Origin of the sequence: Pseudarthrobacter sp. NKDBFgelt, from assembly GCF_046097905.1 — a bacterium.
GTDB classification, from domain to species: domain Bacteria; phylum Actinomycetota; class Actinomycetes; order Actinomycetales; family Micrococcaceae; genus Arthrobacter; species Arthrobacter polychromogenes.
This window is the reverse complement of sequence record NZ_JBJURL010000005.1, coordinates 56,056-82,714: the sequence shown is the minus strand read 5'-3', so window position 1 is coordinate 82,714 and position 26,659 is coordinate 56,056. Positions and strand designations below refer to the sequence as shown.

Below are 26,659 nucleotides of genomic sequence, written 5' to 3'. Positions count from 1 at the left end.
CATGAGTGCTGACATGAGAAACTAACCCGGTGACTCAAACAACAGTGCCCGTGATCTTTGACCTGGACGGCACTCTTGTCGATCCGGCCGGTGGGATAACAGACGGAATTGCCTCGGCACTGCGTGCCATGGGCCTGCCGGTTCCCGGCCAGGACCTGCTCCACTCGATGATCGGGCCGAAGCTCAGTGATGCCCTGCTGAACGTGGCACAGGTGCCGGCGGACCTGCTGGATGACGTCATCCGCCTCTACCGGGAGTACTACGTTGCCACCGGGATCGCGCAGAGCCGGATCTACCCGGGCGTCCGCGAAGTACTGGAATCCTTCGCTGCAGCCGGGCTGCCGGTGGCTGTTGCCACCCAGAAACCGCAGCGCCTGGCCCGCACGGTACTGGAGCATCACGGCATGGACGGGCTGTTCCACGGCATCCACGGTTCCGCGGATGACGAGAGCGCCGTGCAGGGGATTCCGCTGGGCAAGACCGAAATCATCGCTGCCGCACTCAAGGACCTGGACACGCAGCATGCCGTGATGGTGGGGGACCGGGCGCAGGACGTTTCCGGTGCCATCGCCAACGGCCTGGACTGCATCGGGGTGGCGTGGGGATTCGCCCCGGACGGGGAACTGGAAGAGGCAGGTGCCGTGGCCATCGTGGAAAGCGCGGAAGGCCTCGAGGAACTGATCGGACGGATGCAGGCTGCCCACGCGGCGGCCATGAGCGGGGTGACCAACAATGGCGATGTTTGATGCCGTACGCTGGACCACCCGCAGCCTGATCTCAGGCACCTGCCGGCCCACCGTCGTCGGACTTGAAAACGTCCCAACCGACGGGCCGTTCATCGTGGCCCCCAACCACCTCTCATTCTTCGACAGCGTCATTGTCCAGGCATTGATGCCGCGGCCTGTCGCTTTCTTCGCGAAAGCCGAATACTTCACCACGGGGGGCGTCAAGGGCAAGGTCATGAAGGCCTTTTTCGAGTCCGTCGGTTCCATTCCCGTGGAACGGGGCGAGCAGGCAGCCAGCGTGCAGGCGCTCAAGACGCTGCTGGACATCCTGGAGTCCGGCAAAGGCATCGGCATCTACCCGGAAGGCACCCGCTCCCGGGACGGCATCCTCTACCGCGGCCGCACCGGCGTTGGCTGGCTTGCCCTGACCACAGGGGCGCCGGTCATACCCGTTGGCCTGATCGGAACCGAGAACCTCCAGCGCGCGGGCGAAAGCGGCGTGCGGCCCCAGCACTTCACCATGAAGGTGGGGGAGCCGTTGTACTTCGACAAGACGGGCCCCGACCATTCACTGCCGGCCCGCCGGGAAGTGACTGACCGCATCATGGACGCAATCGCCGAACTCAGCGGCCAGGAACGGTCCACCAGCTACAACCAGAGCAAGGCTGCGGAGTAGCAGAAAACCGCTGGCCTCGGCTGTGCGCAGGAGGCCGGGTGGAATTTTCTAACCGGCGCGCCTCAGTAGACTGTATAGGTGGCAAATCCAGCAAGTTACAGGCCCAAGACGGGTGAAATTCCCACCAACCCCGGGGTGTACCGGTTCCGTGACCAGCACGGCCGGGTGATCTACGTGGGGAAGGCGAAAAGCCTGCGCTCCCGCCTGAACTCCTACTTCGCCAACCCCGCCGGACTGCTGCCCAAGACCTACGCCATGGTCCACGCGGCCAGCAGCGTCGAGTGGACCGTGGTGGGCAGCGAGCTTGAGTCGCTGCAGCTGGAGTACACCTGGATCAAGGAATTCAAGCCGCGTTTCAACGTGGTCTTCCGGGACGATAAGACCTACCCATACCTGGCCGTGACCCTGAACGAGAAGTATCCGCGCGTCCAGGTGATGCGCGGCGACAAACGGAAGGGCACCCGCTACTTCGGCCCCTACACCGCCGGTGCCATCCGCGAAACCATGGACACCCTGCTCCGCGTCTTTCCGGTGCGGAGCTGCAGCGCCGGTGTGTTCAAGCGCGCGGAAGCCAGCGGCCGGCCCTGCCTCCTGGGCTATATCGACAAGTGTTCAGCCCCCTGCGTGGGCCGGATTTCCCCGCCGGACCACCGTGCCCTGGCCGAGGACTTCTGCGCCTTCATGGGCGGGGAAGCCAAGCGCTTCATCGTCAAGCTGGAAAAGCAGATGGCCGAAGCCGTGGCCGAGCTTGACTACGAGCGCGCCGCCCGGGTCCGCGATGACATCACCGCCCTGCGCAAGGTCTTTGAACGCAACGCCGTTGTGCTCGCAGACGAGACCGACGCCGATATCTTCGCGCTGCACGAGGACGAACTCGAGGCCGCCGTCCAGGTGTTCCACGTCCGCGGCGGCCGGATCCGCGGCCAGCGCGGCTGGGTGGTTGAAAAAGTGGAGGATTCCACCACCCCGGACCTTGTGGAGCATCTGCTGCAGCAGGTTTACGGTGAAGACGGCGACAGCCACGGAAGGCTTCCCCGGGAGGTCCTGGTGCCCGTCACCCCAAGCAACGCCGACGAGCTGGCGCAGTGGCTCGGCGGACTCCGGGGTGCCAAGGTTGATATCCGCGTGCCGCAGCGGGGGGACAAGGCTACATTGCTGTCCACGGTGAGGGAGAACGCCGAACACGCCCTGAAACTGCACAAGACGCGGCGCGCCGGGGACCTGACCGTGAGGTCCCAGGCGCTCCAGGAACTGCAGGAGGCGCTGGACCTTCCGGTCCCGCTCCTGCGGATCGAATGCTTCGACGTCTCGCACGTCCAGGGCACCAACGTGGTGGCCTCCATGGTGGTGGTGGAGGACGGACTGCCCAAGAAATCGGACTACCGGAAGTTCTCGGTCACCGGACCCGCCGCGGCGGACGATACCGCGGCCATGCACGACGTGCTGACGCGCCGGTTCCGCCACTACCTCCAGGACAAGTCGGCACAGGTGGATGAGGCCGCCCTGGGCGGTGCCGCTGGCGGGGCGGACACGGACCCCACGCCGGACTCCAACCCGGCACAGGGACAGGACAGCTCCCTGGACACCACCACGCCGGCGCCGCGGGCGAAGTTCGCCTACCCGCCCAACCTGGTGGTGGTGGACGGCGGTAAGCCCCAGGTCAACGCTGCAGCCCGCGCCCTCGCGGACCTGGGGATCGTGGACGTCTACGTGGTGGGCCTGGCCAAGCGCCTGGAGGAAGTATGGCTGCCGGACAGTGACTTCCCGGTGATCCTGCCCAGGACATCGCAGGGGCTGTACCTGCTTCAGCGGATCCGGGACGAGGCGCACCGTTTCGCCATCTCCTTCCACCGGCAAAAGCGGGGGAAAGCGATGACCGTCTCCGCACTGGACGGGGTGCCGGGGCTCGGCGCGTCCAAGCGCAAGGCACTGCTGGCCCACTTCGGCTCGGTCAAGGGCGTCAAGGCAGCCTCGGCCGCGGAGCTGTCGCAGGCGAAAGGCATCGGGCCAGCCCTGGCCGGCGCGATCGTCAACCACTTCGCGCCGGACGGTCCCGGAGCGGCACCGGTGCCGGCCATCAATATGACCACCGGCGAAGTGATCGAAACTTAGCGGAGTTCCCTGAAAGTTGGCTAGGGTAAAGAGCGGGGTTTCCGCCAACGCGGCAGCCTGCGGGACAACAACAGAAACGGGGCGGACTTAATGGCAGACACGACGGCGGAATCCGGAGCCGGTGAGGACGGGCTGCAGCCCGTCAAGCCCCTCGAAGCGGAGCTGCTGGTGGTCACCGGAATGTCCGGAGCCGGGCGGAGCACAGCCGCTGACGCCCTCGAGGACCACGGCTGGTACGTCGTGGAGAACCTGCCGCCGCAGATGCTGGGTACCCTGGCGGAGCTGGTGTCCCACGCCCCGCAGTCCATTCCGAGGCTCGCCGTGGTCATCGACGTCCGCAGCAAGGGCCTGTTCGCGGATATCCGCGCCGCGCTGGGAGCCCTGGCCGCCAGCGGTGTCACCTTCCGCGTGCTCTTCCTTGATGCCAGCGACAACGTCCTCGTCCGCAGGTTCGAACAGGGCCGCCGGCCGCACCCGCTGCAGGGCGGCGGCCGCATCCTGGACGGAATCGCTGCCGAACGTGAGCTGCTGCAGGAACTCCGCGACAGCTCCGACGTCGTGCTGGATACGTCCGGCTACAACGTGCACGGCCTCGCCACGGCCATCACCGAACTGTTCAGCGAAACCGGTCCCGTAGCCCTGCGCCTGAACGTCATGAGCTTCGGCTTCAAGTACGGCCTGCCCGTGGACGCCAACTATGTGGCCGATGTCCGGTTCATCCCCAACCCGCACTGGGTGCCCCAACTGCGCCCGCACACTGGCCTGGACAAGGACGTCAGCGACTACGTGCTTGAGGCCGAGGGCGTCAAGAACTTCGTGGACCGCTACGTCATGGCCCTGGAGCCTGTCCTGGACGGCTACCGCCGCGAGAACAAGCACTACGCCACCATCGCGGTGGGCTGCACGGGCGGCAAGCACCGCTCGGTGGCGGTCGCCGTCGAGCTTTCCAAGAAGCTGGCGCAGTACCCAAGAGTCACGGTGACCACCACCCACCGGGATCTGGGCCGGGAGTAATGTCGCTTTTCACCGGCGCCCTGCCACTGGTCCCGCCCGCGGGGTCCGCAGCGGGCCAGCATGACAAGGGGCCCAACGTTGTTGCCCTGGGCGGCGGCCACGGCCTGTCCGCCTCGCTCTCCGCCCTGCGCCTACTCACCTCCGACCTGACGGCCGTGGTGACAGTAGCGGACGACGGCGGATCTTCCGGGCGTCTGCGCGAAGAGTACGGCGTCCTTCCGCCAGGCGACCTGAGGATGGCGCTGTCCGCCCTGTGCGACGACACCGACTGGGGACGCACCTGGCGGGACGTCATGCAGCACCGCTTCCGTCCCGGCCGGGGCCCGGGCGGATCCCTGGACGAACATGCCATGGGAAACCTCCTCATTGTGACCCTCTGGGAGCTGTTGGGCGACGCCGTAGCCGGGCTCAGGTGGGCAGGCGCACTGCTGGGGGCCCGCGGCCAGGTATTGCCCATGTCCACCGTGCCGCTCACCATCGAGGGGGATGTGCGCGTCAACGCCCCGGACGGCAGCACCGCCCTCCAGACCATCCGGGGACAGGCCCGCTGTGCGGTGGCAGGGTCCCTGGAGCAGGTGCGGCTCCTGCCCGAGGCAGCCCCGGCCTGCGTCGAAGCCCTCACGGCCATCGAGCTCGCGGACTGGGTGATCCTTGGCCCCGGCTCCTGGTATACCTCCGTGCTGCCGCACCTCCTCCTACCCGAGATGCGCCAGGCACTGTGCCAGACACCGGCCAAGCGCTGCCTGACCATGAACCTGGCCACGGACACGAAGGAAACAACGGGCATGACCGCCGCCGACCACCTGGACGTGCTGCGGCGCTACGCTCCCGGGTTCAGCGTGGACGTGGTCCTTGCCGATCCCGCCTCCGTCCCGGACCGGCAGGAGTTCGAGAAAGCCGCCGCGATGATCGGCGCCGAGGTGGTCTTGGGTAAAGTAGGGGCGTCGGGCCGCCGTCCCGTCCACGACCCCTTGCGTCTGGCGACGGCGTACCAGGACATTTTTGGGAACAGTTAGGAAGGTGCCATGGCACTGACAGCATCGGTCAAAGAAGAACTGTCCCGTCTGGACATCAAAAAGTCATCAGTGCGCAAGGCCGAGGTTTCCGCCATGCTCCGTTTTGCGGGCGGGCTGCACATCATCTCCGGCCGGATCGTCATCGAGGCGGAAGTGGACCTCGCCTCCACGGCGCGGCGCCTGCGGGCAGCCATCGCCGAAGTCTACGGACACCAGAGCGAAATCATCGTGGTCTCCGCCGGGGGATTACGCCGGGCCAGCCGCTACGTGGTCCGGGTGGTCCGCGACGGTGAGGCGCTGGCACGCCAGACGGGCCTCCTCGACGGACGCGGCCGTCCCGTGCGCGGGCTGCCGTCCGCAGTCGTCAACGGTTCCGCCGCTGACGCCGAAGCCGTCTGGCGCGGCGCCTTCCTGGCGCACGGTTCACTGACGGAACCCGGACGGTCTTCTTCCCTGGAGGTCACGTGCCCGGGGCCGGAGTCCGCCCTGGCGCTCGTGGGCGCGGCACGCCGGCTGGACATCCAGGCGAAGGCCCGCGAAGTCCGCGGCGTTGACCGGGTGGTCATCCGCGACGGGGACACCATCGCGGCCCTCCTCACCCGGATGGGCGCCCACGATGCGCTGATGGTGTGGGAGGAACGGCGGATGCGCAAGGAAGTGCGTGCCACCGCCAACCGCCTGGCCAACTTCGACGACGCCAACCTGCGCCGCTCGGCCCAGGCGGCCGTGGCGGCGGGCGCACGCGTGGACCGTGCGCTTGAGATCCTTGGCGACGACGTTCCGGACCACCTGAAGTACGCCGGGGAACTCCGGGTGGCGCACAAGCAGGCCAGCCTGGATGAGCTGGGACGCCTGGCGGACCCGGTCATGACCAAGGACGCCATTGCAGGCAGGATCCGCCGGCTGCTGGCCATGGCGGACAAGCGGGCGCTCGATCTTGGCATTCCGGGGACCGACGCCAATGTGACGCCTGAAATGCTGGACGAGTGACAGCCCCATAGAATCAAAAAGATTCCGGGCGCCAGCCGCCCGGATGCATAATCCGAGAGTTACCAACCGGACCGAATGTCCACGATATTGGAGGATTTTGTGACCGAGTACGTATTGCCCGAACTCAGCTACGATTACGCCGCCCTGGAGCCGCACATTTCCGCGCGCATCATGGAGCTGCACCACAGCAAGCACCACGCAGCCTACGTGGCCGGCGCCAACAACGCCCTGGCCCAGCTGGCGGAAGCCCGGGAGAAGGGCGACTTCGCCAACATCAACCGGCTCTCCAAGGACCTGGCATTCCACACCGGAGGGCACGTCAATCACTCGGTGTTCTGGAACAACCTCTCCCCGGACGGCGGCGACAAGCCCGAGGGTGAACTCGCAGCGGCCATCGATGACGCCTTCGGCTCCTTCGACGCGTTCCGTGCCCAGTTCTCCGCCGCAGCGCTTGGCCTGCAGGGCTCCGGCTGGGGCTTCCTCGCCTACGAGCCCATCGGCGGCAACCTGGTCATCGAGCAGCTGTACGACCAGCAGGGCAACGTGGCGCTGGGCACCACCCCGCTGCTGATGCTGGACATGTGGGAGCACGCCTTCTACCTGGACTACGTGAACGTGAAGGCGGACTACGTCAAGGCGTTCTGGAACATCGTCAACTGGGCCGACGTCGCCAAGCGCTTCGAAGCCGCCCGCACCAACGCCACGGGACTCATCACCCTCCCGTAGTGAGGTGGGCCGCACCGCGGTGTAACAAACTTCACAATCCGGACATATATCGGCCGGGATGTGGACGGTCCGCCCCCGCACTTGCGGGGGCGGACCAAGTTAAACGTAAGATAGGTCACGGAAGGCGGTTAGCCTTCAGCAATGAGGCTGGTCGCCCTCCGTATGTAAATCATCTCTGCCCAATGGCGTGCGGGATCTGTTAGTTGGCTTGATAGCCCGCTCAACTAGTTGTGCTTCTGAAAGCACCAAGGAGACTGAAAAAGTGACGACCCGTATTGGTATCAACGGCTTTGGCCGTATTGGCCGCAACTACTTCCGCGCAGCACTCGCACAGGGCGCGGACCTGGAGATCGTTGCAGTCAACGACCTCACCAGCCCCGAAGCACTCGCACACCTCTTCAAGTACGACTCCGTCGGCGGCCGCCTGAAGGAAACCATCGAGGTCAAGGACGGCAACATCGTCGTCAACGGCACCGTCGTCAAGGTCCTCGCCGAACGCGATCCCGCCAACCTTCCGTGGGGCGAGCTGGGCGTGGACATCGTGATCGAATCCACCGGCTTCTTCACCAAGGCCGCCGATGCCCAGAAGCACATCGACGCCGGCGCCAAGAAGGTCCTGATTTCCGCACCCGCCTCCGACGAGGACATCACCATCGTGATGGGCGTGAACCACAACCTGTATGACAACGCCACGCACCACATCATTTCCAACGCATCCTGCACCACCAACTGCCTCGGCCCGCTGGCCAAGGTGGTCAACGACGAGTTCGGCATCGAGCGCGGCCTCATGACCACCGTCCACGCCTACACCGCGGACCAGAACCTGCAGGACGGCCCGCACAAGGACCTGCGCCGCGCCCGCGCCGCCGCCATCAACATGGTGCCCACGTCCACCGGTGCTGCCAAGGCCATCGGCCTGGTCCTGCCCGAGCTCAAGGGCAAGCTGGACGGCTACGCCATCCGCGTACCCGTGCCCACCGGCTCCGCCACCGACCTCACGGTCACCGTCTCCCGCGAGACCACCGTGGAGGAAGTCAACGCCGCCCTCAAGCGCGCTGCCGAGTCCGAGGAACTGCAGGGCTTCCTGACCTACACCGACGAGCCCATCGTCTCCAGCGACATCGTCGGCGATCCCGCTTCGTCCATCTTCGACTCCGGCCTGACCAAGGTGATCGGCAACCAGGTCAAGGTTGTTTCCTGGTATGACAACGAATGGGGCTACTCCAACCGCCTCGTCGACCTCACGGAGCTTGTCGCAGCCAAGCTGGGCTAGGGTTAGACACATGACATCAAACACCCTCAACGAACTCATCGCTGAAGGTGTCCGCGGGCGGTACATTCTGGTTCGAAGTGACCTGAATGTGCCGCTCGACGGCTCTACAGTCACTGACGACGGCCGCATCAAGGCCTCACTGCCAGTGCTGTCAAAGCTCACGGACGCCGGTGCCCGCGTGCTGGTAACAGCCCACCTCGGACGCCCCAAGGGCGCTCCCGAGGAGAAATACTCCCTTCGGCCCGCAGCAAGCCGCCTGGCTGAACTGGCCGGCTTCAAGGTCACCCTCGCCGCCGATACTGTCGGCAGCGCCGCCAGGGAAGCAGCAGCGTCCCTCCAGGACGGTGAGGTCCTCGTCCTCGAGAACGTCCGGTTCGATCCCCGCGAAACCAGCAAGGACGACGCCGAGCGCGGCGCCTTCGCTGACGAGCTGGTGGCCCTGACCGGTGACAACGGCGCCTACGTGGACGACGCCTTCGGGGCCGTGCACCGCAGGCACGCCAGCGTCTACGACGTCGCCACCCGGCTTCCGTCCTACCTTGGCGACCTTGTGCACACCGAGGTTGAGGTCCTGCGGAAGCTCACTACGGACACCCAGCGCCCCTATGTGGTGGTGCTCGGCGGCTCCAAGGTCTCGGACAAGCTGGCCGTCATCGACAATCTGCTGGGCAAGGCTGACACCATCCTGGTGGGCGGCGGAATGCTCTTCACGTTCCTTGCCGCAGCGGGGCAGAAGGTGGCCTCCAGCCTGCTCGAGGAGGACCAGATTCCCGTGGTCCAGGACTACCTTAAGCGCGCAGCGGATGCGGGTACGGAGTTCGTCGTGCCCACGGACGTCGTGGTGGCGGAGAAGTTCGCGGCAGACGCCGCCCACGAGACCGTCCCCGCGGACAACATCGAGGGCAGCAGCTTCGGAGCCCAGGGCATCGGACTGGACATTGGACCGGACTCGGCCGCAGCATTCGCCGAGCGGATCAAGGGAGCCAGGACGGTGTTCTGGAACGGTCCGATGGGGGTCTTCGAGTTTGAAGCCTTCTCCGCCGGCACCCGCGCCATCGCCCAGGCCCTCACCGAAACCGAAGCGTTCACTGTGGTGGGCGGCGGCGACTCAGCCGCTGCGGTCCGTACGCTCGGGTTCGCCGACGACCAGTTCGGCCATATTTCCACCGGCGGCGGTGCGAGCCTGGAATACCTCGAAGGCAAGGAACTGCCGGGGCTCAGCGTCCTGGACCGGTAGGCCCTGCCCGGTACTTCCGGCAGCAGTACCTGACCCTTCAGTCCCTCCGGCCGGCAGGTTGCCCACGGCAGCCTGCCGGCCGAACACTTATCTAGTACTTTTTGGAGAATACGTGACAACGTCAACGAACGGCGCTTTCGACCGCAAGCCATTCATCGCGGGCAACTGGAAGATGAACATGGACCACGTGCAGGGCATCACCCTGCTGCAGAAACTTGCCTGGACCCTTTCCGACGCCAAGCACGACTACAGCCGGGTTGAGGTTGCCGTCTTCCCGCCGTTCACGGACCTCCGCGGCGTTCAGACCCTTGTCCAGGGCGACGACCTGGATGTCGCCTACGGCGGGCAGGACCTCTCACAGTTCGACTCCGGCGCCTACACCGGCGACATCTCCGGCCAGTTCCTGAACAAGCTCGGCTGCAAGTACGTCCTGGTGGGCCACAGCGAACGCCGCACCATCCACAACGAATCCGACGACGTCCTCAACGCCAAGACCAAGGCCGCCTTCAAGCACGGCGTCACGCCCGTGCTCTGCGTCGGCGAAGGCCTGGACGTCCGCCAGGCGGGCACGCACGTCAACCACACCCTGGAACAGCTCCGTGCCGGTGTGTCCGGGCTGACCGCCGACCAGGCCGCCGAGCTCGTCGTCGCCTACGAACCCGTCTGGGCCATCGGCACTGGTGAAGTAGCCGGGCCGGAAGACGCCCAGGAAATGTGCGCGGCAATCCGCGCCGAGCTCGAGCAGCTGTTCGGGGCGGACACAGCCGCGAAGACCCGCCTGCTGTACGGCGGCTCGGTCAAGGCCAACAACGCGGCCGCAATCCTCAAGGAACGCGACGTTGACGGCCTGCTGGTGGGCGGGGCGAGCCTCGATCCGGCCGAGTTTGCTAATATTGTCAGGTTCGAGAGTCACCTGGTGACGGACTAGTCCGTCCCGCCGCGCACACTCCCGCAATTCCAACTTCCTGAAAGGCCGTCGTGGACGTTCTTCATGTCATTCTGCAGATCCTCCTGGGCATCACCAGCCTCCTGCTGACGCTGCTCATCCTCCTCCACAAGGGACGGGGCGGCGGGATGTCGGACATGTTCGGCGGCGGCATGAGCTCAGGCCTCAGCTCCTCCGGCGTTGCCGAACGCAACCTGAACAGGTTCACGGTCGTCCTCGGCGTCACCTGGGGAATGGTCATCATCGCACTGGGCCTGATCATGCGCTTCAGCGGCGGCGACTCCTGATCCCCTAACCCGGGAAAAGGCACCGCGCGGGCACTGCCGCCGCGCGGGTCAGAGAACTAAACTGTGGCTGTCGGTTCCCGACAGCCACAGTTTCTGTCTAAGCAGGCAGGAGTCCTTCGATGATTCATCCGGCGTCAGGCTTCCGCGGCACCCGTGCGGGCGTCACGGAAGGGACGGGTTTCAGCTTCGAGTCAGAGGATCACGGCAAGGCCCTGCCCCGTATCCAGGTTTCCTATTGGTGCGCCAAGGGGCACGAGACAAGGCCGGTATTCGTCAAGCTTCCGGAGGACCAGATTCCGCTGGTGTGGGACTGCCGGCGCTGTGGAGCACCCGCATCACGGGACGGGCAGGCAGCGGCGGCCGCGGACGCCATGGACGACGGCTACAAGACACACCTCGAATACGTTAAAGAACGGCGCTCCGGCCAGGACGCCGAAGACGTCCTGGCCGGAGCGCTGGAAAAACTACGCGCCCGCGGCGTCCTTGCGGACGAGCTGCTGCGGGACACGTGACGCGGCGTTCTCGTCAATAAGCCACAGGGTCCGGGACGTACCCCGCGGTCCTGCTGCGGGTACCTGCACCGGGTTGGCGCCCGCCAGGGCCAGCCCTACCGCGCCGGCCTTGTCCTCTCCTGCCACCACCATCCACACCTCAGAAGCGGTGTTGATGGCCGGCAGCGTCAGGGAAACCCGCAGCGGCGGCGGCTTGGGTGAATTCCGGACACCCACCACGGTGCGTTCCTTTTCGCGGACGCCGCCCTGCTCAGGAAAGAGCGAGGCGATGTGTGCGTCGGGGCCCACACCCAACAGGACAACGTCCAGGCGGGGGAGCGCGGCGGGTTCCTCGGGCCGGTCATCCGACATGTCCGCGGCGTGCTCGGCCGCCGCAGCTTCCCGAAGCCTCTGGGCGTAGTCCTCGGCCGCCTCTTCGGGGCTGCCGAAGTCATCCGAGGTTCCGGGCTCGTGGATCCGTTCAGGGTCCACAGGAATGTGCGAGAGCAGGGCCTCGAACGCCTGGGTGGTATTCCGGTCCGGGTCCCCGCCGGGAAGGAAGCGTTCGTCGCCCCACCAGAAATTCACCTTGGACCAGTCGACGGCCGGAGCCGCCGGAGAGTCCGCAACAGCCTTGAGCGTGCCGATGCCCACGGTTCCGCCGGTCAGCACCACGGTGGCCTCGCCGAACTTATCCTGCACATCAACAAGCTTTGTGATGAGGCGGGCGGCGATGGCGGCCATCAGGACGGACGAGTCAGGATGAATGCTTACTCTTGGGTCAACGCTCACTGGGTCGGACGCTCCTTAGATTGGTACGTGGCAGTCCAATAGTAATCACTTCCCCAAACACCTCGTCGGGGTCCAGACGGCGGAGCTCCTCGGCGAGGCAGTCCCGCAGGCTGCGGCGCGGAAGCGAAATCCGCTGCGCCGGCTGGCCGGGCTGGGTCAGCTCGGCCACGGACAATCCCGGCCGGAAGAGCTGGATGTCCCCGCCGGGCCGTGTCAGCCGAACGCGCCGGATGCCCGTCCCGGCAGGGTCGGCGACGATGGTCACCGGCGCGTCCAGGGTGAGCGTCAGCCAGGCCGCGAGGAGGATGGTGCTCGGCGAATCCGAGGCTCCCTCGACGGCCACGGACGTGACGGGGGAGGAGTCCACCTGGTCAAGGACGGCAGCAAGCTGGATGCGCCAGTTGGTCAGCCGGGTCCAGGCGAGGTCGGTGTCCCCGGCTTTATAGGTGGACCTGATGTTCTCCAGGGCACGCTGCGGGTCAGGTTCGTTGGCGGAGTCGGTGATGCGGCGGTGGGCGATCCTCCCGATGGAGGTCTCGCAGGCGTTCTCCGGGGCGCCGTGCGGCCACCAGGCCACGATCGGTGCGTCCGGGAGCAGCAGCGCGGCCACCAGGGATTCGCTCTCGTGGGAGAGCTGTCCGTAGCCGCGCAGCACGATCACCTCGGAGGCGCCGGCGTCACCACCCACGCGGATCTGGGCGTCCAGGCGGTCCGGGGCCGTAGCTCCGGCGTCGGCCAGGACAATGATCCGGCAGGGGTGTTCACGGCTGGCCTCGTTGGCGGCCTCGATGGCTTCTTCCTCAAGCCCGGACTTGGTGACCACCACGAGGGTGAGCACCCGGCCCAGGGCGATCACGCCGCCCTGCTCGCGCAGGGACATGATCTTCTTGGAAACCGTAGAGGTTGTGGTGTCAGGCAGGTCTACAATCATGGCCTTCTCCAGGTTCGTCCGTCGCGGGCCAGCAGCTCGTCAGCCGAGGCGGGGCCCCAGCTGCCCGGGGCATAGGGCTCGGGCTGTTCGTTAAGCTGGGCCCAGTATTCCTCGAACGGGTCCAGGATCTTCCAGGACAGCTCCACTTCCTCGTGCCGGGGGAACAGCGGCGGCTCGCCCAGGAGCACGTCCAGGATCAGGCGTTCGTACGCCTCGGGGCTGGACTCGGTGAACGAGTGGCCGTAGCCGAAGTCCATGGTCACGTCCCGGACTTCCATCTGCGTGCCCGGGACCTTGGAACCGAACCGGATGGTGACGCCTTCGTCCGGCTGGACGCGGATTACCACGGCGTTCTGGCCGAAGTCGTCCTCGGCGTGGTCGCGGAACAACAGATTGGGCGCCCGCTTGAACACGACGGCGATTTCCGTCACGCGCCGGCCCAGGCGCTTGCCGGCGCGCAGGTAGAACGGGACCCCGGACCAGCGGCGGGTGTGGATGTCCACCCGGATGGCGGCAAAGGTCTCGGTGGTGGAATCGGCGGGAATGCCTTCCTCCTCCAGATAGCCCTGGACCTGTTCGCCGCCCTGCCAGCCTCCGGTGAACTGCCCGCGCGCCGAGTGCGTGGAAAGATCGTCGGGGAGCTTGACGGCGGCGAGGACCTTTTCCTTCTCCGCGCGCAGGTCGTCGGCGTTGAAGGAGATGGGCTCCTCCATTGCCGTCAGGGCCAGCAGCTGGAGCAGGTGGTTCTGGATTACGTCGCGGGCTGCGCCCACGCCGTCGTAGTACCCGGCGCGGCCGCCGGTGCCGATGTCCTCGGCCATGGTGATCTGCACGTGGTCCACGTAGTTGGCGTTCCACAACGGCTCGAACAGCTGGTTCGCGAAACGCAGCGCCAGGATGTTCTGGACCGTTTCCTTACCCAGGTAGTGGTCGATCCGGAACACCGCGTCCGGCGGGAACACCGATTCGACGATGTCGTTAAGCTGCCGGGCGGACTCAAGGTCGTGCCCGAACGGCTTCTCGATCACCACGCGGCGCCACTTGTCACCCTCAGCCTGTGCCAGGCCGTGCTTGGACAGCTGCCGGCAGACCTGCTCGAAAGCCTTGGGCGGGATGGAGAGGTAGAACGCGTGGTTCCCGCGGGTGCCGCGCAGCTCATCAAGCTCATCGATGACTTCGCCCAACCGCTCAAAGGCGTCGTCGTCGTCGAACTCTCCCTGCACGAACCGGATGCCCTCCGAGAGCTGGTTCCACACGGCCTCATCGAAGGGGGTGCGGGCATAGGCCTGCACGGAAGCCTTCACCTCGGCGGCGAAGTCTTCCTTGTCCCACTGCCGCCGCGCAAAACCCACCAGGGCAAAGCTGGGGGGCAGCAGGCCACGGTTGGCGAGGTCGTACACGGCGGGCATGAGCTTCTTGCGGGCAAGGTCGCCGGTCACTCCGAAGAGGACCAGTGACGACGGACCGGCGATCCGGTTCAGGCGGCGGTCACGCGGGTCGCGGAGCGGATTCCGCCCACGGCCAGCAGACTTCCTGCCGTATTCAGTTTCTGGCATGGTGCTTTTTGTGCCTTAGCTTTCAGTAACGGAGGCTGACCTGGCGGACAGCGCAGCAATGATGTCCTGCAACTGTGCCACACCGGCAGCCCGGTCAGTGAGGTGCAGGCGAAGCACGGGGCGGCCGTGGTCGGACAGGACCTGGGCGTCGCCGGCAGCCTGCGCGGCAATCAGTTCACCGAACGTAAAGGGACGGTCCGGGATGGCGAGGTCCTCCGCGGACGCGGCCGTGACCTGGAGGAACACTCCGATGGCCGGGCCGCCCTTGTGGAACTGACCCGTCGAGTGGAGGAACCGCGGGCCCCAGCCGAACGTCACGGGACGGCCTGAGACGGCGGCCAGTTCATCCCGGATGCCTTCGAGCTGCGTGAACGCCAGCCGGTTGAAGTAGGCCTGGACACTGAGGTAGCTGTCGCTGTCCAGCGTGTCCAGCAGTGCCTTCACGGCCTCCCCGGCGGTGCGGGCATCACCGAGCCAGTCGCCGCCGCGGACCTCGATGGCTCCGTCGACAAAAGCTGCCGGAGTGGGTTCGGGCTGGGCGTCCAGCAGGCCGCGCGCAGCCACCTTGGCGGCCTCGACATCGGGCTGGTCGAAGGGGTTGATGCCCAGCAGGCGTCCGGCCACGGCTGTGGCGAACTCCCAGACCATCATCTGGGTGGGCAGTCCGCCGGCGATGGCGACCTCGTTTTCACCGAGTTCGACGTCGGCATCGGCTGCCACCAGCCGCACCACGAGGACGTCCGGCGCGCCGCCGGTAACCTCGGGCGAGTTGGGGCCGGCAACCACCGGAAGCACACCGGTGCCCAGCTTGCCGGTGGACTCGGCGATCAGCTGCTCGGCCCAGTCGGCGAAGCCTACGATGCCGGAGCCGTCCTCGGCGATGACGATCTTGTTCCGAAGGGGGCTGGTTCCGCCCAGGGCGGTTCCGAGTGCCAGGCCGATGTTTTCCGGTGCGTCATCGTTCAGGAATTCGGCTGCTTCCTCGGCCTCATCCAGGAAAGCCTGGATGTCCACACCTGCCAGGCCGGAAGGCACAAGACCGAACGCGGTCAGCGCGGAGAAGCGTCCACCCACGTTGGGGTCGGCGTTGAAGACGGCTCGGTAGCCGGCCTCGCGGGAGGCCTTGTCCAGTGGGGAGCCGGGATCGGTGACGATGATGATCCGGCTGTTGGCATCGATTCCGGCGTCGTTGAACGCCTTCTCGAAGACCCGCCGCTGGGAATCCGTTTCAACGGTTGAACCGGACTTGGACGAGACCACGATCGCGGTCTCGTCCAGCCGGTCGGCGAGGGCTGCACGGACCTGGTCGGGGTCCGTGCTGTCCAGCACTGTCAGCTCGACGCCGGCGGTGCCGGCCATGACTTCCGGAGCCAGCGAGGAGCCGCCCATGCCGCACAGCGCGATGCGGGTAACGCCTTCTGACGTCAGGGCGTCGCGGAGTTCCAGGATGTCCTTGACCAGCGGCTGGGAGACGGTGGCAGCCTCCACCCACCCGAGGCGGATTGCCGATTCGGCCTCCGCGTCGGGACCCCACAAGGTGTGGTCCTTGGCGAAGATGCGGGTGGCAATGCGTTCCTCCACGAGGACGGGGAGGTGCAGTTCCAGTGCCTGCTGTGCGGCACCGGTGGCGTCGTAGCTGAGAGTGGTCATAGTGGGTTAGGAAGCCTTCCGTGCAGAGGCGAGGGCGCCTTCGACGTCGGCCAGCAGTTCCTTCCAGCTGGCCACGAACTTGTCCAGGCCTTCGGATTCGAGGAGCGCTACGACGTCGTTGTAGGCGATGCCGAGCTTCTCCAGCGCGTCGAGGGTGGCATTCGCTTCAGCGTAGGTGCCGGTGACGGTGTCCCCGGTGACCACTCCGTGGTCGAAGGTGGCGTCCAGGGTCTTCTCGGGCATGGTGTTCACGACGCCCGGGGCAACGAGTTCGGTGACGTAGAGGGTGTCCGGGTAGGCCGGGTCCTTCACGCCGGTGGAAGCCCACAGGGGACGCTGGGGGAGTGCGCCGGCTTCGGCCAGCAGTGCCCAGCGTTCGGTGGCGAACAGTTCCTCGTAGACCTGGTATGCCAGGCGCGCGTTGGCCAGGCCGGCCTTGCCCTTGAGTGCCTTGGCTTCCTCGGTGCCGATGGCGTCGAGGCGCTTGTCGATCTCGGAGTCCACGCGGGAGACGAAGAACGAGGCCACGGAGTGGATCTTGGAAAGATCGTGGCCGTTTTCCTTCGCCTGCTCCAGGCCGGACTGGAAGGCGTTAATAACGGCGCGGTAGCGCTCCAGGGAGAAGATCAGCGTCACGTTGACGCTGATGCCCTCGGCCAGGGTGGCGGTGATGGCTTCGAGGCCCTCGAGGGTGGCCGGGATCTTGATGAGGACGTTGTCCTTGTTGACCCGCTTGTACAGGTGCTTGGCTTCGGCGATGGTGCCTGCCGTGTCCCAGGCCAGGCGGGGGTCAACCTCGATGGACACGCGTCCGTCAACGCCCTTGGTGGCTGCGGCTACCGGTGCGAAGAGGTCGCAGGCGTCCGCGACGTCGGTGGTGGTGATCTCGAAGATGGTGTCTTCGACGCTGGCGCCTGCTGCTGCCTGCTTGGCGATGGTGGCGTCGTAGTCGGTCCCTGCCGTGATCGCGGCGTGGAAGATGGACGGGTTGGTGGTTACGCCAACGACGTTCTTCTCTTCGATGAGCTTCGCCAGGGTACCGGTGTCCAGGCGTCCGCGGGAAAGGTCGTCAAGCCAGATGGAAACTCCGGCGTCTGAGAGCTGCTGGGTGGGAGTAGTCATTGTTCTGTATCTCCTGGAAATCGTTGGTTAGGCCTGGAGGCCTGCGAGGGAGTCCTTGGCGGCAGCGGCGACAGCCTCTGCGGTGATGCCAAACTCCTGGAAGAGGCGCTTGTAGTCCGCGGAAGCGCCGTAGTGTTCCAGGCTGACGGAACGGCCGGCGTCGCCGACGAATTCCCTCCAGCCGAGGGCAAGTCCTGCTTCGACGGATACGCGGGCCTTGACGGCGGCGGGGAGCACGGACTCGCGGTAGGCGGCGTCCTGCTTGTTGAACCATTCAACGCAGGGCATGGAGACAACGCGGGCGGCGATGCCTTCAGCCTGCAGGGCCTCGCGGGCCTGGACGGCCAGCTGGACTTCGGAACCGGTGCCGATGAGGATGACGTCTGCCGGGACGGTGGCGCCGTCCTTGGATGCTTCGGCAAGGACGTAGCCGCCCTTGGCGACGCCGGCAACGGAACCGAAGGTGTCGCCGTCGGCCTCGCCGTCACCGCGCTCCCAGGTGGGGATGTTCTGGCGGGTCAGCACGATGCCGGCAGGGTTGCTGTGGTTCTCCAGCATGGTCTTCCAGGCGACGGCTACCTCGTTGGCGTCACCGGGGCGGACAACGTCCAGGCCCACGATGGCGCGCAGGGAAGCGAGCTGTTCCACCGGCTGGTGGGTGGGGCCGTCTTCGCCGAGGCCGATGGAGTCGTGCGTCCAGACGTACAGCGACGGAACACCCATGAGGGCGCCGAGGCGGATGGCGGGGCGCTGGTAGTCGCTGAAGATCAGGAACGTGCCGGAGAATGCGCGGGTCCGTCCGTGCAGGCTGATGCCGTTCACGATGGAGGCCGCTGCGTGCTCGCGGATGCCGAAGTGCAGCACGCGGCCGTACGGGTTGCCGGACCAGGCGTCGGTCTGCTTGGAGGCCGGAACGAACGACGGCGAGCCCTCGATGGTGGTGTTGTTCGACTCCGCAAGGTCAGCGGAACCGCCCCAGAGTTCGGGGAGGACGGGGCCCAGTGCGTTCAGGACCTTGCCGGAGGCCGCGCGGGTGGAGACGTCCTTGCCGGCCGGGAAGACCGGAAGGGCTGCGTCGACGCCGTCGGGAAGTTCCTTGGCCTCGATGCGCTGCAGCAGCTCGGCGCCGGTGGGGTTGGCAGCCTGCCAGGCGTTGAAGGACTCTTCCCATTCCTTGCGGGCGGCAGCACCCCTGTCCACCACCGCACGGGCGTGGGCAAGAACGTCCTGGTCGATATCGAAGGACTTGGCGGGGTCGAAGCCGAGGACCTCCTTGAGGGCTGCCACTTCCTCGGCACCAAGGGCGGAACCGTGGATCTTGCCGGTGTTCTGCTTCTTGGGCGCAGGGTAGCCGATGATGGTGCGCAGCGAAACGATGGAGGGCTTGGACGTCTCAGCCTTGGCTGCAAGGAGCGCCGAGTAGAGCTCCTGGACGTCTTCCTTGTATTCGCCGGTCTTGGTCCAGTCAACGCGCTGGACGTGCCAGCCGTAGGCCTCGTAGCGCTTCAGGACATCCTCGGTGAAGGCGATGTCGGTATCGTCCTCGATGGAGATGTGGTTCTCGTCGTAAATCACCACGAGGTTGCCGAGTTCCTGGTGGCCGGCGAGCGAGGAAGCCTCTGCCGTGACGCCTTCCTGGAGGTCGCCGTCGGACGCGATGACCCAGATGGTGTGGTCGAAGGGGCTGGTGCCGGCGGCAGCATCGGCGTCGAACAGGCCGCGCATACGGCGCTGGGAGTAGGCGAACCCAACGGACGACGCAAGGCCCTGGCCCAGCGGGCCCGTGGTGATCTCGACGCCGGCGGTGTGCTTGTACTCAGGGTGGCCCGGCGTCAGCGAATCCCAGGTGCGGAGGGCCTCGAGGTCCTTCAGTTCCAGGCCGTAGCCGGACAGGAACAGCTGGATGTACAGCGTCAGGGAAGTGTGGCCCGGGGACAGGACAAAGCGGTCACGGCCCAGCCAGTCGGGATTCCGTGGGTCATGGCGCATCAGCTTCTGGAAAAGAAGGTACGCGGCCGGCGCCAGGCTCATGGCCGTTCCGGGGTGGCCGTTGCCAACCTTCTCCACCGCGTCCGCGGCCAGCACGCGGACAGTGTCCACCGCACGCTGGTCCAGGCTGGTCCAGGACAGTTCTTGCTCTTCCAAATGTGGCACGAAAACCGGGCCCCTCTCTGTGCTGATGGCAGGCGGCACACCGGATCCGCATGAAGGCACGCCGTGTGGCGCCCGCTGCGGTGTGTACCAGCCGTTCACCATCGAAACGTTGATCTTTCACTCAGCCACTGGCAGTTGGGAATGCGTTTTCCACCGCTTCCTTGCTGCGTGCTGATCTGGTGACAGCTTAGCTCTATTCCATTCTCCGGGCGGCCCAAATCTCACGTTTTGGACGCAATTTCCGCTTATGTGAATGCGTCTGAAGTGAGGTTGAGTTAATCTGCTCGAATTGGCGCGCGAGCGATCACCACCACCAACAGAAGGCCTGGCGGGTGCCGATTGCCGGTGTCGGCGGACCGGCGGTGGCGTGGAGGCCGGCGCGGTATGATATTCGGAGGCCAGCGCCGGGCTGGGGGACACTTGCCAGCCGCCCGGACTCCCGCTGTTGCGTGGATCACTGTTCCGCGGGCGCCCGGTTTTGGGGCGGGGCCGGACCACACAGCTGGACAGCCAGACAGAACTGCCAACAGAACGGGTGACTGCCACCGTGAGCACAACAGATACGACGCTGAACGCATCACGGGCTTCGCGGCCCGGGATCGCCCGTAAGGCAAAGGCGTATCTCGCCCTCACCAAGCCCCGGGTCATTGAACTGCTCCTGGTCAGCACGCTGCCCACCATGATTTACGCAGAGCGCGGCTTTCCGTCCATCGGGCTCATCCTGGCCACACTGGTTGGCGGCGCCTTCGCAGCCGGCAGTGCCGGAGCCTTCAACTGCTACATCGACCGCGACATCGACAAACTGATGCACCGCACCGAGAACCGCCCGCTGGTCACCGGTGAGGTCACGCCGCGCGAAGCACTCATCTTCTCCTGGCTCCTGGGTGCCGCCGCCATTGCGATCCTCTGGTTCGGCGCCAACCCCCTGTCCGCCTGGCTCGGCTTGGCGGCAATCTTCTTCTACGTGGTGATCTACACGATCATCCTCAAGCGCCGGACCGCGCAAAACATCGTGTGGGGCGGGGCCGCGGGCTGCTTCCCTGTGCTGATTGCCTGGGCGGCAGTCACCAACTCGGTGGAATGGCCGGCCGTCATCCTCTTTATGGTGATTTTCCTCTGGACGCCCCCGCACTACTGGCCGCTGTCCATGCGCTACGGCGAGGACTACCGCAACGCCAAGGTCCCCATGCTCGGCGCCATCGCCGGCGCCAAGGTGGTCTCGGTGCAGGTGGTCCTCTACGCCTGGGCCATGGTGGCCTGTTCGCTGCTCATGGTTCCCGCCGGCGGAGCCGGATGGGTCTACACCGTCACTGCCGTCCTTGCGGGCGCTTGGTTCCTCTACGAGTCACACGCGCTCTACAACAGGGCGCAGCGTGAGGACATCTCGGACAAGCGGGCCATGAAGGTGTTCCACGGTTCCATCAGCTACCTCACCCTCCTGTTTATCGCCCTGGCTGTGGACCCGTTCATCGGGCCCGCCGTCATGGCAGGCTGACTCCACAATCCTGCACATTTGAACCTCCCCCGGCCGCGGCCGGGGGAGGTTTTTTCTGTGGGCCCGGATGTGACAGGGTGCCGGGGAAATAGGCGCCCCTGCATTTATGACAACAGTGTCATATTGGTCACTTTCGCCTGTCATGGCTCGTGACTGTGTGGTTAGGGTGGACTGGTCCCGCTCCCAAGCAAAGGAAGTTCCATGGCACAACCACCGCACCCAGCAACAGCTGAAGCCCCAAACCACAGCCCGCCGCCGGCTGGCGCAGGCAACCGATACGGGTTCCGCCGGCCGGGATTCCTGGCCCATCTTGGGGCCGACGTGCCTGCTTCGCTGGTGGTGTTCCTCGTTGCCCTGCCACTGTCGCTGGGAATCGCCGCGGCCTCCGGCGCCCCCGTCATGGCCGGCCTCATCGCTGCCGCAGTCGGCGGCATCGTGGCCGGCAGCCTGGGCGGGTCGCCGCTGCAGGTGAGTGGTCCGGCCGCCGGCCTGACCGTCGTCGTCGCCGGCATTGTCCAGGAGTTCGGCTGGCAGGTGACCTGTGCGATCACCGCAGCCGCCGGCGTCGTCCAGATGCTGCTGGGCATCAGCCGCGTGGGACGCGCCGCGCTTGCCGTCTCGCCGGTGGTGGTCAAAGCCATGCTGGCCGGGATCGGGGTCACCATCATCCTGCAGCAGGTCCACGTCCTGCTCGGGTCGCAGCCGGCCGGCTCGGCCCTCGAGAACCTCGGGGCCCTGCCCGCAGCCATCACCGGCGTCGAACTGCACGCAGCCCTCCTGGGCCTTACCGTCGTCGGTATCCTCCTGGGCTGGAAGTACCTGCCCGCCGCGGTGCGCCGTGTCCCGGGGCCGCTGGCCGCCGTCGCTGCCGGCACGGCACTGTCGGTGGCATTCGCCCCTGCCGTTGAACGCATCTCCTTCACCGGTTCAATCCTCGACGCCGTCGCGTTGCCGCAGTTGCCGGACGGCAGCTGGCGGGCAGCAGCGTTCGCCGTCCTGACGATGGCGCTGATCGCCAGCATCGAGTCCCTGCTGTCCGCCGTCGCCGTGGACAAAATGCAGCACGGGCCTCGGACCAACCTGAACCGCGAGCTCGTGGGGCAGGGTGCTGCCAATATCGTCTCCGGATCGCTGGGCGGGCTGCCCGTCACCGGGGTGATCGTGCGCAGCGCCACCAATGTGGAGGCCGGTGCCGTGACCCGGGCCTCCGCCATCCTGCACGGAGTTTGGGTGCTGGCCTTCTCTGCACTCTTCGCAGGGCTGATCCAGCTGATCCCGCTGTCCGTCCTCGCAGGACTCCTGGTGGTCATCGGCGCCCGCTTGATCAAAGTGGCGGACATCCGCACCAGCCTCCGGACGGGTGACCTGCTGATCTATGCCGCGACCCTGCTGTGCGTGGTTTTCCTGAACCTGCTGGAAGGCGTCATGATCGGCCTGGCACTCGCGGCGGCCAGTGTGCTGTGGCGCGTGCTGCGGGCAACAGTCCACGCGCAGGCGCCTATTCCGCCGTCCAGGTCCTGGCGGGTAACCATCGGCGGTTCGTGCAGCTTCTTCGCCCTGCCGCGGCTCAACCGCGTGCTGCACTCGGTCCCGGCCGGCGAACACGTGCTTGTGGAGCTCAACGCGGACTACGTGGACCATGCGTTCCGTGAGGCCCTGCTCGCGTGGCAGCAGCAGTACCAGGCCGCCGGCGGTGCTGTCCTCCTTGAACATCACGGGAACACCCTGTTCCAGGACGCGGCGGACCGGGCCCCGAAGCGCCAGGAAGCGCAGGAGCTACCGCTTCCGCCCAGGACCTCGTGGCAGCCCGCCCCGAACGAACTGGCAGTGGGAGATGAAGGACCAAGCACGCAGCCGCCATCACCGGTCCTGCTGGGCATCAATAAGTACCACCGCCGCTTCGCTGACAAGGTCCGGCCGCTGGTCCAGGATCTGGCGGACGGGCAAAACCCGGACACCCTGTTCGTGGCTTGCGTGGACTCGCGCGTGAACCCCAACCTGATTACCAGCAGTGGTCCAGGCGACCTGCTGACGTTGCGCAACATCGGCAACGTGGTGTGCCATGACGGCCAGGACGCGTCGATCGACTCGGCACTCTCCTTTGCCCTGAAGGGCCTGGAGGTGGACTCAGTCGTGATCTGCGGGCATTCGAACTGTGGAGCCATGAAGGCCGTCATCGCCGATGCCGAAGGTGCGGGCAACCCCGGACTTGGTACCGGTTTTGACGCCTGGCTGGACCATGCCCGCCCCAGCTACCTCGAATTGCTGGCGGACCATCCGGTGGCCGCCAGTGCCGCTGCCGCCGGGTATTGCCGGGTGGACCAGTTGGGCATGGTCAACGTCGCGGTCCAGCTGGCCAAGCTGGAAAGCCATCCGGTGGCAGGTCCCGCCCTGGCCGACGGCCGTGTCCAGGCAACGGGGCTCTTTTACGACATCGCCACGGCCCGTGTGGTGCTTGTGCGCCAGGCGGGCATTGAGTTCCTGGACCCGGAACAGGCTGCGGGGATGTCCACGGCCCACGCACCGGCGGGCTGAGCGCGGCATCAGCAGATACGCAAAAGGGCGCCCCGGTTCACACGAACCGGGGCGCCCTTGTCAGGGGAGCGGGGTCAGGCCACGGGGCTTGACTTGGCGATGTCCCAGGCGTTTGTTGCAGCGCCCATGAGCATGGCGGCGCCGAGCATGTGGGCTGCCACCAGCAGGGCCGGGATGCCGTTGTAGTACTGGGTGAAACCGATGACTGCCTGCAGCACAGTCACGCCGAGGAGGCCCAGGACCGCCGTCCGGATGGGGCCTGTGATCCGCCGCAGCAGAACCAGCGCAAGCGCAACCAAGGTTCCTGCGGTCACCAGGTAGGCCGGGACGGCGTGGATGTGCGAGAACAGGTCCCAGTCCAGCCCGTTGCGCGGTGCATCAGCGTCCCCTGCGTGCGGACCGGCTCCGGTGACCACCACGCCCAGCATGACGGCGAGGGCGGAAAAAAGCGCGACGGCGGCCGTCACCGGGCGCATGACCCCCGGCAGGGTGGCGAGGGAGACAGTGCGGAACCGGCCGGTCCGGCCGAACGCCCGGTTGACCAGCAGCGTGGCAAGCACCACCAGTGCCATGGAGACCAGGAAGTGGAGGCCCACCACCCAGGGGTTGAGGTTGGTGAGGACGGTGATGCCGCCGATCACGGCCTGGGCGGGGATGCTGGCCAGCAGGCCCAGCGCCAGCAGGAAGAGGTCGCGGCGCTCCTTGCGGAGGTTCCACAGGTACACCAGCATCAGCGCGGCGACGGCTGCCAGGGCGAAGGTGAGGAGGCGGTTGCCGAACTCGATGAACCCGTGGATTCCCATCTCGGGCGTGTTCACCAGGGACGTGTCCGTGCAGCGGGGCCAGGTGGGGCAGCCCAGCCCGGAGGAGGTCAGCCGGACGGCTCCGCCGGTCAGCACCAGCATGGTCTGCCCGATCAGGGAGGCCACGGCCAGGCGCCGAACACTTGCGTCCACGGTGCGGGGCAGCCGCGACGCGAGGCGGCCGGCGAACTGGGGAAGGCGGAAGGCGGTGCTCACGAGTATCTCAATTCCACTTGAACCAACGGATTGCTGCGGCCCCGGCAATAACTGTCCAGAGCACCAGTATGAGGGAGGCGGCGCCATTCAGCGCACCGTGCAGGAAGGCGTCCCGCAGGGCTTCACCGAGTGCACCCGAGGGCAGGAGTCCAACGATCTGCTGGGCCGCGGAGGGCAGGCGTTCCGCAGGAATCACGATCCCGCCAAGGGCCCCGAGGAGGATCCAGAGCAGGTTGGTGATTGCCAGGGTTGCTTCGGGTCGGACGGTCCCGGCCACCAGCAGCCCCAGGGCGGTAAAGGCCGTCGCGCCCAGCGCGAGGAGGAGCAGTCCGGGAACCCAGCCGGCCGCCGTCGGCTGCCATCCGAGGGTAAACCCGACCGTAGCCACCACGGCAACCTGCAGGCAGAGCACCGCCAGCACGGAAAGCACCTTGCCGGCGATCAGCCCGCCCCGGCCCAGGGGAGTTGTGGACAGGAAACGCAGCACACCGTACCGGCGGTCGAATCCTGTGGCGATGCCCTGCCCCGTAAAGGCTGTGGACATGGCGCAGAGGGCCAGGATCCCCGGGACCGCCACGTCGATGCGGCTCGGCCCCAGGCCGTCCAGGAACGGGGTCACCGTCAGGCCAACCAGCGCCAGCAGCGGCAGCACCACAGCGAGGATCAGCTGCTCGCCGTTCCGCAGCATCGCCAGCGACTCGTATTTGCCCTGCAAAAGGATGCGCCGGAGCAGGGATGCGGGCTGCTGCCGGGCGGGCGCACCGGCCCCGGCAGCGGTACCCGCGGGGGTCGGGTTCATCGGATGTCCTTTCCCGAGATGTCCAGAAAGACGTCCTCAAGGCTGCGGGCCTGCAAGGACATGGCGGCGGGCATGACGTCGTGCGCTGCCCACCATTCGGCGAGCGTGGCAAGGTGCCGGGGAGTCAGGGTGCCTGTGGCGGTGTAGCTTCCGGCCCGCTCCTCCAGGACCACGACGTCGGCGGGCAGCACTCCGGCCAGGTCCAGTCCCGGCTTCGCATCGAAGGTGAGGGTGCGCACGTGGTCCGTGCCGGCGTCCACGGCGGGTCCGCGCTGCAGCAGTTCTTGGACTGTTCCCTCGGCGACATTGCGGCCACCGTCAATGATGTAGACGTAGTCCGCCAGCCGCTGGGCGTCATCCATCAGGTGCGTGGTGAGGATGATTCCCATCCCCGAATCGCGCAGCTCGCCGATCAGCTCGAACACCAGTTGTCGGGACTGCGGATCCAGGCCTGCGCTGGGTTCGTCGAGGAAGAGTACCTCCGGCCTTCCGACCAGGGCGGCGGCGAGGGCCAGGCGTTGCTTTTGCCCCCCTGAAAGCCGGCGGACGGTGGACCGGCTGAAGGTGTCGATGCCGAGCCTTTGGATGAGGTCGTCCACGGGCCACGGGTGTGCGTACAGTCCGGCAATGTGCCGCAGCAGGGGGGCAGGCCTTGCCGACGGCGGGAGGCCGCCGTCCTGAAGCATTACGCCTACGCGGGAGCGCAGCTCCGCCCCGGCCGTTGCCGGGTCCTGGCCGAGCAGCGAGATGCTCCCGCCGCTGCGCTTCTGGAGGCCCTGGGCGCATTCCAGGGTGGTGGTTTTTCCTGCGCCGTTGGCGCCCAGCAGCGCTGTGACCTGCCCGCGCTCGGCCGAGAGTGAGACCCCGCTCACCACCCGGAGCATTCTTCCGTCCATGCTGGAGAGCGGGCCTACATCTTTAACGAGCCCGTTGATGGACAGGACGGGGGACAGGGGCGATCGCACCCCAGTATTCTACGGGAAGTAGTATTGCGGGCAGTCCTCCTTGAGTTCCGCCCGCATCCGGGAGTTTTTGTCCAGATGCGCAGGGTGCACGGCCGGTGAAGCCTGCACATCTGGACAAAAACTCAAAAGGTGGGGTTCAGCACAGGCC

The 26,659-nt window shown here is 66.5% G+C and carries 23 protein-coding genes; 14 read left to right on the top strand and 9 right to left on the bottom strand.

Features of this window, described 5'->3' with window-relative positions:
* Positions 1-29: 29 nt before the first annotated feature.
* The 12 genes from ACKAE7_RS02575 (at position 30) to ACKAE7_RS02520 (ending at position 11,514) form a co-directional block, all read left to right on the top strand.
* On the top strand, positions 30-746 hold the full coding sequence (locus tag ACKAE7_RS02575; RefSeq protein WP_188808973.1) for an HAD hydrolase-like protein: 717 nt from the start codon (positions 30-32) through the stop codon (positions 744-746).
* Positions 733-1,401: a 1-acyl-sn-glycerol-3-phosphate acyltransferase gene (locus tag ACKAE7_RS02570; RefSeq protein ID WP_188808972.1), complete on the top strand. Its 669-nt coding sequence runs from the start codon at positions 733-735 to the stop codon at positions 1,399-1,401. Before ACKAE7_RS02575 ends, ACKAE7_RS02570 begins: the two co-directional genes overlap by 14 nt.
* A gap of 78 nt (positions 1,402-1,479) precedes the next feature.
* Complete coding sequence (gene uvrC / locus ACKAE7_RS02565) at positions 1,480-3,513, top strand: excinuclease ABC subunit UvrC (protein WP_188808971.1); 2,034 nt, start codon at positions 1,480-1,482, stop codon at positions 3,511-3,513.
* A 90-nt stretch (positions 3,514-3,603) separates the two neighbouring features.
* A complete protein-coding gene (gene rapZ / locus ACKAE7_RS02560) occupies positions 3,604-4,527 on the top strand; it encodes an RNase adapter RapZ (RefSeq protein ID WP_104187314.1) in 924 nt (307 codons plus the stop codon).
* Positions 4,527-5,543, top strand: a complete 1,017-nt coding sequence (gene yvcK / locus ACKAE7_RS02555; RefSeq protein WP_408978431.1) for a uridine diphosphate-N-acetylglucosamine-binding protein YvcK — start codon at positions 4,527-4,529, stop codon at positions 5,541-5,543. The genes rapZ and yvcK overlap by 1 nt, the downstream gene beginning before the upstream one ends.
* 9 nt (positions 5,544-5,552) lie before the next feature.
* Positions 5,553-6,533, top strand: coding sequence for a DNA-binding protein WhiA (gene whiA, locus ACKAE7_RS02550; RefSeq protein ID WP_015937022.1), 981 nt, complete (start codon positions 5,553-5,555; stop codon positions 6,531-6,533).
* A gap of 99 nt (positions 6,534-6,632) precedes the next feature.
* Entirely contained in the window at positions 6,633-7,259 is a 627-nt protein-coding gene (locus ACKAE7_RS02545) for a superoxide dismutase (protein WP_188808970.1), read from the top strand.
* Positions 7,260-7,521: 262 nt separating this feature from the next.
* Positions 7,522-8,532 (top strand): type I glyceraldehyde-3-phosphate dehydrogenase, encoded by a 1,011-nt coding sequence (gene gap, locus ACKAE7_RS02540; RefSeq protein ID WP_104187307.1) that lies wholly within the window; start codon positions 7,522-7,524, stop codon positions 8,530-8,532.
* A 10-nt stretch (positions 8,533-8,542) separates the two neighbouring features.
* Positions 8,543-9,769 carry a phosphoglycerate kinase gene (locus ACKAE7_RS02535; protein WP_408978430.1) on the top strand — a complete coding sequence of 409 codons (1,227 nt, stop codon included), beginning with the start codon at positions 8,543-8,545 and terminating at the stop codon, positions 9,767-9,769.
* Between the two features lie 112 nt (positions 9,770-9,881).
* Entirely contained in the window at positions 9,882-10,697 is an 816-nt protein-coding gene (gene tpiA / locus ACKAE7_RS02530) for a triose-phosphate isomerase (protein WP_190611777.1), read from the top strand.
* Between the two features lie 50 nt (positions 10,698-10,747).
* Complete coding sequence (secG, locus tag ACKAE7_RS02525; protein ID WP_104187299.1) at positions 10,748-11,002, top strand: preprotein translocase subunit SecG; 255 nt, start codon at positions 10,748-10,750, stop codon at positions 11,000-11,002.
* 119 nt (positions 11,003-11,121) lie between these two features.
* Positions 11,122-11,514, top strand: a complete 393-nt coding sequence (locus tag ACKAE7_RS02520; RefSeq protein WP_104187296.1) for an RNA polymerase-binding protein RbpA — start codon at positions 11,122-11,124, stop codon at positions 11,512-11,514.
* On the opposite strand, the gene pgl is transcribed toward ACKAE7_RS02520, so the two are convergent.
* The 6 genes from pgl to tkt are packed head-to-tail and all read right to left on the bottom strand — an operon-like array spanning position 11,467 to position 19,689.
* Positions 11,467-12,285, bottom strand: coding sequence for a 6-phosphogluconolactonase (gene pgl / locus ACKAE7_RS02515; protein WP_188808965.1), 819 nt, complete (start codon positions 12,283-12,285; stop codon positions 11,467-11,469). The two genes, ACKAE7_RS02520 and pgl, sit on opposite strands and share 48 nt — an antisense overlap.
* Positions 12,275-13,216 (bottom strand): glucose-6-phosphate dehydrogenase assembly protein OpcA, encoded by a 942-nt coding sequence (locus tag ACKAE7_RS02510; protein WP_066275634.1) that lies wholly within the window; start codon positions 13,214-13,216, stop codon positions 12,275-12,277. The genes pgl and ACKAE7_RS02510 overlap by 11 nt, the downstream gene beginning before the upstream one ends.
* Positions 13,213-14,772, bottom strand: coding sequence for a glucose-6-phosphate dehydrogenase (gene zwf / locus ACKAE7_RS02505; RefSeq protein ID WP_174174572.1), 1,560 nt, complete (start codon positions 14,770-14,772; stop codon positions 13,213-13,215). The genes ACKAE7_RS02510 and zwf overlap by 4 nt, the downstream gene beginning before the upstream one ends.
* Positions 14,773-14,787: 15 nt before the next feature.
* Positions 14,788-16,422, bottom strand: a complete 1,635-nt coding sequence (locus ACKAE7_RS02500; protein ID WP_408978429.1) for a glucose-6-phosphate isomerase — start codon at positions 16,420-16,422, stop codon at positions 14,788-14,790.
* Between the two features lie 6 nt (positions 16,423-16,428).
* Positions 16,429-17,544 (bottom strand): transaldolase, encoded by a 1,116-nt coding sequence (gene tal / locus ACKAE7_RS02495; RefSeq protein WP_188808963.1) that lies wholly within the window; start codon positions 17,542-17,544, stop codon positions 16,429-16,431.
* A gap of 27 nt (positions 17,545-17,571) precedes the next feature.
* Positions 17,572-19,689, bottom strand: coding sequence for a transketolase (gene tkt / locus ACKAE7_RS02490; RefSeq protein WP_408978435.1), 2,118 nt, complete (start codon positions 19,687-19,689; stop codon positions 17,572-17,574).
* Between the two features lie 544 nt (positions 19,690-20,233).
* On the opposite strand from tkt, the gene ACKAE7_RS02485 reads away from it, so the two are divergent.
* Together ACKAE7_RS02485 and ACKAE7_RS02480 are read left to right on the top strand one after the other, a co-directional pair.
* A complete protein-coding gene (locus tag ACKAE7_RS02485; RefSeq protein WP_190611768.1) occupies positions 20,234-21,193 on the top strand; it encodes a heme o synthase in 960 nt (319 codons plus the stop codon).
* Between the two features lie 201 nt (positions 21,194-21,394).
* Entirely contained in the window at positions 21,395-23,728 is a 2,334-nt protein-coding gene (locus tag ACKAE7_RS02480; protein ID WP_408978428.1) for a SulP family inorganic anion transporter, read from the top strand.
* 74 nt (positions 23,729-23,802) lie between these two features.
* On the opposite strand, the gene ACKAE7_RS02475 is transcribed toward ACKAE7_RS02480, so the two are convergent.
* The 3 genes from ACKAE7_RS02475 to ACKAE7_RS02465 are packed head-to-tail and all read right to left on the bottom strand — an operon-like array spanning position 23,803 to position 26,511.
* A complete protein-coding gene (locus ACKAE7_RS02475; RefSeq protein WP_190611763.1) occupies positions 23,803-24,747 on the bottom strand; it encodes a COX15/CtaA family protein in 945 nt (314 codons plus the stop codon).
* A gap of 7 nt (positions 24,748-24,754) precedes the next feature.
* Entirely contained in the window at positions 24,755-25,546 is a 792-nt protein-coding gene (locus ACKAE7_RS02470) for an ABC transporter permease (RefSeq protein ID WP_408978427.1), read from the bottom strand.
* Entirely contained in the window at positions 25,543-26,511 is a 969-nt protein-coding gene (locus tag ACKAE7_RS02465) for an ABC transporter ATP-binding protein (RefSeq protein ID WP_408978426.1), read from the bottom strand. The genes ACKAE7_RS02470 and ACKAE7_RS02465 overlap by 4 nt, the downstream gene beginning before the upstream one ends.
* Between the last annotated feature and the right edge of the window lie 148 nt (positions 26,512-26,659).

Excerpts from the sequence above, each read along its gene's own strand:
- ACKAE7_RS02570 (WP_188808972.1), top strand. The coding sequence starts at position 733 with ATGGCGATGTTTGATGCCGTACGCTGGACCACCCGCAGCCTGATCTCA.
- rapZ (WP_104187314.1), top strand. The coding sequence starts at position 3,604 with ATGGCAGACACGACGGCGGAATCCGGAGCCGGTGAGGACGGGCTGCAG.
- yvcK (WP_408978431.1), top strand. The coding sequence starts at position 4,527 with ATGTCGCTTTTCACCGGCGCCCTGCCACTGGTCCCGCCCGCGGGGTCC.
- whiA (WP_015937022.1), top strand. The coding sequence starts at position 5,553 with ATGGCACTGACAGCATCGGTCAAAGAAGAACTGTCCCGTCTGGACATC.
- ACKAE7_RS02535 (WP_408978430.1), top strand. The coding sequence starts at position 8,543 with ATGACATCAAACACCCTCAACGAACTCATCGCTGAAGGTGTCCGCGGG.
- ACKAE7_RS02520 (WP_104187296.1), top strand. The coding sequence starts at position 11,122 with ATGATTCATCCGGCGTCAGGCTTCCGCGGCACCCGTGCGGGCGTCACG.
- ACKAE7_RS02510 (WP_066275634.1), bottom strand. The coding sequence starts at position 13,216 with ATGATTGTAGACCTGCCTGACACCACAACCTCTACGGTTTCCAAGAAG.
- zwf (WP_174174572.1), bottom strand. The coding sequence starts at position 14,772 with ATGCCAGAAACTGAATACGGCAGGAAGTCTGCTGGCCGTGGGCGGAAT.
- ACKAE7_RS02500 (WP_408978429.1), bottom strand. The coding sequence starts at position 16,422 with ATGACCACTCTCAGCTACGACGCCACCGGTGCCGCACAGCAGGCACTG.
- tal (WP_188808963.1), bottom strand. The coding sequence starts at position 17,544 with ATGACTACTCCCACCCAGCAGCTCTCAGACGCCGGAGTTTCCATCTGG.
- ACKAE7_RS02480 (WP_408978428.1), top strand. The coding sequence starts at position 21,395 with ATGGCACAACCACCGCACCCAGCAACAGCTGAAGCCCCAAACCACAGC.
- ACKAE7_RS02470 (WP_408978427.1), bottom strand. The coding sequence starts at position 25,546 with ATGAACCCGACCCCCGCGGGTACCGCTGCCGGGGCCGGTGCGCCCGCC.